At 61.1% G+C, this 1,975-nt stretch carries 3 protein-coding genes; all 3 read right to left on the reverse strand.

What is annotated here, in order from left to right:
* Positions 1 to 757, reverse strand: a 757-nt coding sequence (locus V7Q10_RS15565) for a glycerol-3-phosphate dehydrogenase (RefSeq protein WP_333870052.1), incomplete at its 3' end; no start/stop codon positions are given.
* Positions 754 to 1,404 (reverse strand): class II aldolase/adducin family protein, encoded by a 651-nt coding sequence (locus V7Q10_RS15570; protein WP_333870053.1) that lies wholly within the window; start codon positions 1,402 to 1,404, stop codon positions 754 to 756. The genes V7Q10_RS15565 and V7Q10_RS15570, both read right to left, overlap by 4 nt.
* Before the next feature lies 1 nt (position 1,405).
* On the reverse strand, positions 1,406 to 1,975 hold a 570-nt coding region (locus tag V7Q10_RS15575; protein ID WP_333870054.1), incomplete at its 5' end, for an NAD(P)-dependent oxidoreductase.

The raw sequence follows: 1,975 nt of genomic DNA on the forward strand, positions 1-1,975 counted from the left end.
GGTTTTGCACCAGATAGGCCTGGTCGCCGGTCCAGAACTTTGGGGTGATGATATGGCTGCCCTTGACCAGCCGCACCGCGCGCTGGCTGTTGGTGCCGGTCACACGGTTGATGATGTCATTGACCCAAGGCCCGCCCGCATTGACCAGCGCCCGCGCCATCACGGTTTCGGGGCCATCGGGGCCGCGGATCTCGACCCGCCACAGATCGCCCTCGCGGCGGGCCGAGGTGCAGGCCGTGCGGGTCAGCACCCTTGCCCCCCGCTCTGCCGCATCTCGCGCCGACAAGATCACCAACCGCGCATCATCCACCCAGCAATCGGAATATTCAAAGCCTTTGCGGTAGTCATCTTTAAGTGGCACACCTTCGGGCGCATGGTGCAAATCCAAAGCCCGTGTGCCCGCCAAACGTTTCCGCCCACCAAGATGATCGTATAAAAACAGCCCGAGCCGCACCATCCAAGCGGGGCGATCTTCAGGGCTATGCGGCAAGACAAAGCGCAGCGGCCAGATGATATGCGGTGCTGAAGCCAGCAGCACCTCGCGTTCGATCAAAGCCTCGCGCACCAGCCGAAATTCGTAATATTCCAGATAGCGCAGCCCGCCATGCACCAGCTTGCCCGAGCGCGACGAAGTGCCCTGCGCCAAATCATCCTTTTCACAGAGAACCACCGAAAGGCCCCGCCCTGCGGCATCCCGCGCAATCCCCGCGCCATTGATACCACCACCAATAACAAAAAGATCTACGGGCGCTGTCATGGCTTTGCTCCCTTAACCCGAACGCCATAGCTGGCAAAGCCGCGCGCGGTCTCGGCAATCTGGTCGTCCGTCAAAAGATGCGGGCCGCCGATCAGCAGGCTGTGAAAATATTGATGCGCCAAGGCCTCCAGCTCATTGGCCAGCCACAGCGCATTGCTGATAGAGTTCCCACCCACCACCATGCCATGATTGGCCATAAGACAGGCGCGGCTGCCCTCCATCGCCGCTAGTACCGCTTCGGAGAGCGCAGGCGTGCCATAGGTGGCATAATCCGAGCAGCGAATTTCTGTGCCACCAAAGGCCGCAATCATGTAATGCACCGCCGGAATGGGTTTGCGCGCCACAGCCAGCGCGGTGCTCCAGGGGGCATGGGTATGCACCACCGCCTGAATGTCGGGGCGGTGGTTCAGGATATCACGGTGAAACCGCCATTCGACCGAAGGCGCCAGCGGACCGTCCCACTCGCCCTTGCCTGCCAGCGGCATCACCGCGATATCCTCTGGCCTGATCTGGCGCGGCGGCACCCCTGACGGCGTGATCAACATCGTCGCACCATCGCGCAGCGAAACATTGCCCGAAGCCCCGCGGTTCAACCCCGTCTCGACAAGCGCTACCATCGCAGCACAGATATCTTCCCGATGCCCCATATCAGCACGCATTGCGAGCAGGCTCGCCCGCAAGATAGCGGCGCACCTCTTCGGCGGCCTGCTCGGCGGCAAAGGTGACTGTGCGCAACGAGGCCCCCGCGATATGCGGCGTGATGGTGACATTGGGCAGTTGCAGCAAGGGCCAATCGTTGGGCACAGGCTCGACCGCAAAGGTTTCAAGCATCGCCCCGCCCAGATGGCCCGAGACCAAAGCCGCGTAAAGATCTTCGTAATTGCACATCGGCCCGCGTGCTGTGTTCAAGAAAATCGTGCCCGGTCGCATTTTGGCAAAGGCTTCGGCATTCATCATGTTACGGGTTTCGGGGGTAACACGCGCATGCAGCGTCACCACATCAGACTGTCGCAAAAGCTGATCCAAAGACACCAGCGCGACTCCCGCTGCCGCATCTTCAGGAGCCAATTGCACATAGGGATCATGCACCAAAACCTTAGCGCCAAAGGCCCGCAACAGCCGCACGACCTTGGTACCTATATTGCCATAGCCGATCACGCCGATGGTCAGCTCGTTCAACTCGCGCCCCGTGACATCGGCGCGATAAAGATCGCCGCG

Source organism: Cypionkella sp. (assembly GCF_036782355.1).
GTDB lineage: Bacteria > Pseudomonadota > Alphaproteobacteria > Rhodobacterales > Rhodobacteraceae > Cypionkella.